The sequence below is a fragment of the Sporomusa sp. genome, assembly GCF_057736855.1.
On record NZ_JBYKYF010000217.1, the window covers coordinates 1 to 5,285 of the forward strand.

The following is a 5,285-nucleotide window of genomic DNA, read 5'->3' on the forward strand; positions in this document are numbered from 1 at the left end:
GGAATTGGGTTTCTTGGTTTTAAAGGTATCGGGTGCCTGCTTACGTTCGTCGTCATTTAGCAGGAACGGACGAATGGTTGCATGGGGGCAAATGTAAGAACATTGGTTACATTGAATGCATTTATCAATTTGCCACTCTGGAAGATATACGGCAATTCCACGCTTTTCGTACTTGGTCGTTCCAAGCGGAAATGTTCCATCTTCCATTCCCACAAAAGCACTGGTAGGCAGGTCATCACCATCATGACGGGCCATAGGCCGCTGAATTCTTTTAATAAAGTCGGGTTCGTCTTTAATTGGCATGGGTTCATCGGGGATATCTGCCCAGGATGCAGGCACGGTTACTTGTTGTAGACCTTCAATGCCGCGATCCACCGCTTGCTGGTTCATCTCAACAATTTTTGAACCTTTTTTGCCATATACTTGTTGAATGGAGTCCTTCAGGTACCGGATGGCATCATCAACTGGAATTACGTTTGCTAATTTAAAGAAAGCCGCCTGCATAATCATGTTGATTCGGCCGCCAAGCCCAATTTCTTCGGCTATGGTTATGGCGTCAATGACATAGAATTTAATATTGTTTTTGGCAAGATAACGTTTGTACGAAGCAGGGAGGTGATCTCCCACTTCATCCGGACGCCAAGGGCAGTTCAGTACAAATATACCATTCTTTTTTAAGCCTTTAAGCAGGTCATAGTTATAGATAAATGACCGGTTATGGCAGGCAATGTAGTCGGAATCAAACACAAAATAGGAGGATTTAATGGGCTTTTTACCGAACCGTAAATGTGAAATGGTAGTACCGCCGGACTTTTTGCTGTCATATTCAAAATAGCCTTGCACATAGAGGTCTGTATTATCGCCAATGATTTTAATCGCACTTTTATTGGCACCGACTGTCCCATCAGAACCTAGCCCCCAGAACTTGCAGCTAATTGTGCCTTCCGGCGTGGTATCTATAATTTCTTTGATTGGCAAAGAGGTGTGAGTGACATCATCGACGATACCAATCGTGAACCTATTTTTGGGATGGGCTTGTTTCAGATTTTCATATACCGCAAGAATTTGCGATGGGGTAGTATCTTTTGAACCTAGACCATACCGGCCACCGACAATCATTGGTTTGGTAGCTTCATCATAATAGATTTGCAGGACATCCAGGTATAATGGTTCACCAGTTGAACCAGGTTCTTTAGTTCGGTCAAGAACCGCAATCCTTTTTACCGATTTAGGCATAACTGCTAAGAAGTGTTTTTTGGAAAACGGACGGTATAGGTGGACTTTAAGCAGTCCTACTTTTTCTCCTCTGGCTTGGAGATAATCAATTGTCTCTTCTATAGTGTTACAGACTGAGCCCATGGCTACAATAACGTTCTCGGCCTGCGGGTCCCCATAATAATCAAATAGATGATATTCACGTCCACTGATTTCTTTGAACTGCGCCAGATAATTTTCTACAATATCAGGAACAGCATCAAAATAAGGATTAGAAACTTCGCGTCCCTGGAAATAGACATCAGGATTTTGGGCAGTGCCGCGTAATACCGGATGTTCGGGATTGAGAGCACGGTTTCTGAATTCTTGAATAGCCTGATAGTCAACAAGTTTAGCGATGTCTTCGTAAGGCGTCACTTCAATCTTTTGAACTTCATGAGAGGTTCTAAACCCGTCAAAGAAATGCAAAAAAGGAACCCGGGATTTGATTGCGGAAAGGTGAGAAATAATACCGAGGTCCATGGCCTCTTGGACATTATTAGAACAAAACAACGCAAAGCCGGTTTGACGGCAGGCGTTGATGTCTTGGTGGTCACCGAAGATAGACAGTGCATGTGTGGCAATGGCACGTGCACTGACATGAAACACTGCCGGTACTAAATTTCCCGCCATTTTATACATCTCGGGAATCATCAAAAGCAGTCCCTGGGAAGCTGTGTATGTAGTTGTGAGAGCTCCGGCTTGCAGTGAACCGTGTACCGCTCCTGCAGCGCCACCTTCTGATTGCATTTCGACTACTCTGACAGGTTGGCCAAATAAGTTTTTCTTTCCGTGAGCTGCCCATTCATCTACTCCCTCAGCCATCGGCGATGAAGGCGTGATCGGGAAGATGGTTGCAACTTCGGTTAAAGCATAAGATGCCTCAGCGGCTGCCTGATTACCATCCATTGTTTTCTTTTTTACCACACTAGCTAACCACCTTTACAAAATATTTCTGCCTTTTAGTATGCGGATTTTCGGCACTCTCATACCTATAAAAAAATCGGTACAGCTCTTTTGGGCAACTGGCCGGAGAACAACTATGCGCTTGTTTCAGCAATTTGCTTATTGAGTTCAGAAACGAATAATGGTAGCATATAGTGTATAATTGTAACAATAAGGGGAGGACAACCGTGAAACACCATTATCAACAAGAAAAGAAGCAGCCAATGAATGTGCATGACAAGGCTTTAATTAAAGCTGACAATAAAATCTACCGTGTCCAGAACCCTATCCGCAATGAATTATCGCTGACTGTATTTTTTCTCTTTAAATTCCATATTGCTAGGTGCGTGAAAAAAACAGTAGCAGCCCACCCTCAAACTAACATTATTTTTGATCGGGTTGGTGGATCTTGGTGGAAACCTGAATACCGCATTATTGTTGGCGGCAAGACTAAGAAAACGGTTCAAGCAGCCACTGAAACGTTACAAACCTATCTAAATGGTAGGAAAACCAAAAAGTAGCATTAAGAGTGTTTAAGCTGTATCAGACGGTTTCAGCATGCTAAAAATACAACCTATAGAGAAGACCTACGATCAGTAAAACGTAAGCTTCAAGAGTATCCAACTCTTGAAGTTTTTTGCCTGTTAAGGGGATTTTGAGTCTGTGGTATTCAGGATAGTTGCTGGCTGTAAGAGCGAAAGCCAGAACCTTGTTGATTTGCCTCAAGCATAAGTAAAAGGGGTTTTTAGCACCGGAAGAGAATAAAATGTAAGGAGAGATATGGTTAAAAGGGTGATGCAGTGGTGATGGATGTAAAGCTAGAAACGTTTATAACGGTGGCCAATGTAAAAAATTATTCTAGAGCTGCAAAGCTTTTAAATATGACTCAGCCGGCGATTTCCATTCAAATTAAAATGCTGGAAGAGTATTATAATGTAAAGCTCATTGAAAAAAATAATCATAGTATGGAACTTACTCCAGCCGGTAAAATTCTTTATCAGTATGCGCTAGAAATGGAGAGACTTAGCAAACTGGCGAAAGCGCATGTCAATAACGAAGCAGCTATTGTTAAACGCTATACCATAGGTGCAACTCTGACTATTGGAGGTTATGTATTGCCGCCAATTATCGGCAGCTATAAAAGCAAGAACAAAAATATTGATATTATTTTGCAGGTTGAAAATACGGAAATTATTCTTGAAAGACTGTATAGAGGCGAGATTGATTTAGGGGTCATCGAGGGGCCTTTTGATAAAAATAGCGTTAACTATGAAAAGTTTAAAGATGATGAGCTTGTTTTGATTGTTCCTACCCAACATGCGTTTGCTCAACGAGACTCAGTTACTATTGAAGAAATTCTTGGTGAAAGGATGATATGCCGAGAACCTGGTTCTGGCACCAAAAAGATTTTTGAAAATTATCTGGCACACCAGGGGTATGATCCGCGAAGTCTGGTACCTTACATGGAGATAGGGGATATTACGGCAATTATTTCTCTTGTTCAATCAGGTGTGGGTATAACGGTGGTTTCCAGGGAAGCTGTAAAAAGACTTCTGGCAGAAAATCGTGTTATAGAAGTACCTATTGCCGAAGGGAAGATTTTAAGAGAATTTAATTTCATTTATTTAAAAAGTGCCAGTAAAGAATTTGTTGAGAATTTTATGAAGTTTTGTTGGGAAAACGCGAAATAAACCACAAGTGTTGAATTAGTTCTCTAATTCAGCATTTGTGGTTTGTTTATAAAAAAAATTAATAGCAGCATTTTTATTATTGATTTCAAATAAGATAAGGTTAGGTCTATAATAAAAAGTAACAACAATCAAGATAATTTTAGAAAGACCTACGGATGCTTTGAATTGTTCAGTCACATCCAGGTAAGGTGTAGAGGTATAACTGACGGAGGTGAAAGTCTATGAATGACAAAAAAACGCCGCTACTTGAGGAATTAGAACAGGGAGCCTGGCCTAGTTTTGTAACCGAGATGAAGAAAGCAGCAAAAACTAATGCAGGAGCTTCCGATTTGCTGCATATGTTAGAAAAATCCTATGAAGAAAAACGTTGTCATTGGAAGCATGGCGAACCTGTTAGGGTAAAAGGGTATGGCGGCGGGGTTGTTGCCCGGTACTGCAATATACCCGAAGAGTTCCCTAATGTTAAAGAATTTCATACTCTGCGGGTTAATCAACCTGCAGGATTTTTCTATACGGCTGATAAGCTACGTAAGTTGGCTGACATTTGGGATACATATGGCAGCGGTTTATATAATCTGCATGGCGTGACCGGGGATGCGATTTTGCTGGGGATTAAAACTGAAAATCTTCAGCCTTGTGTAGATGAACTCAGTGAGCTTGGTTTTGATCTGGGGGGATCCGGTGGAGCACTGCGTACACTAAACTGCTGTGTTGGCCAGGCCCGTTGTGAAAAGGCTTGTATTGATAGTATGAATATTATGCATGATCTTACCTTGCATTATCAAGACAAAATACATCGTCCTGCATGGCCGTATAAGTTCAAAATTAAAATTTCGGCATGTGCCAATGATTGCTGCGCGGCAGGGGCCCGCTCTGATTTGGCGATAATTGGTACCTGGCGTGATAGTTTAAAAATAGATAGGGCAGCAGTAAAAGATTATGTAAATAACGGATTCAAAATAGAAAATGTAATCAGAAAATGTCCGACAGAAGCACTTACCTGGGATCAAGAAAAACAAGAACTTACGCTTTGTGCGGAAGATTGCACTCGTTGTATGCATTGTATCAATATGATGCCTAAAGCGCTTAGCATTGGCTCAGATAGAGGGGCAACGCTGCTTATCGGCGGCAAAGCACCAGTAGTAAAAGGGGCAATGATCGGCTGGGTACTGGTTCCATTTCTTAAGCTGGAGCCTCCGTATACGGAATTAAAAGAAATTATAGATCAGATTACTGACTGGTGGGTTGAGCATGCTAAGAAGCGGGAACGGATCGGCGAAACGATAGCTAGGGTGGGGTTACCCACTTTCTTAAAGGCTGTTGGTCTTAAACCCGTGCCGCAAATGGTAACAGCACCCCGCAGTAATCCTTACATATCTTGGACTGCCGAGGAGG

General features: G+C 41.8%; 4 protein-coding genes. 3 read left to right on the forward strand and 1 reads right to left on the reverse strand.

Features of this window, described 5'->3' with window-relative positions:
- Positions 1-2,163: pyruvate:ferredoxin (flavodoxin) oxidoreductase (gene nifJ, locus AC29Z1_RS12970; RefSeq protein ID WP_488271879.1), on the reverse strand; the 2,163-nt coding region annotated here is incomplete at its 3' end.
- 224 nt (positions 2,164-2,387) lie between these two features.
- Here nifJ and AC29Z1_RS12975 point away from each other — a divergent pair.
- The 3 genes from AC29Z1_RS12975 to dsrA all read left to right on the forward strand — a co-directional run.
- Positions 2,388-2,720: a hypothetical protein gene (locus AC29Z1_RS12975; RefSeq protein ID WP_488271876.1), complete on the forward strand. Its 333-nt coding sequence runs from the start codon at positions 2,388-2,390 to the stop codon at positions 2,718-2,720.
- 285 nt (positions 2,721-3,005) lie between these two features.
- Positions 3,006-3,890: a LysR family transcriptional regulator gene (locus AC29Z1_RS12980; protein WP_488271877.1), complete on the forward strand. Its 885-nt coding sequence runs from the start codon at positions 3,006-3,008 to the stop codon at positions 3,888-3,890.
- 221 nt (positions 3,891-4,111) lie between these two features.
- Positions 4,112-5,285 (forward strand): dissimilatory-type sulfite reductase subunit alpha (gene dsrA, locus AC29Z1_RS12985; RefSeq protein WP_488271878.1); only part of this gene is annotated, 1,174 nt, incomplete at its 3' end.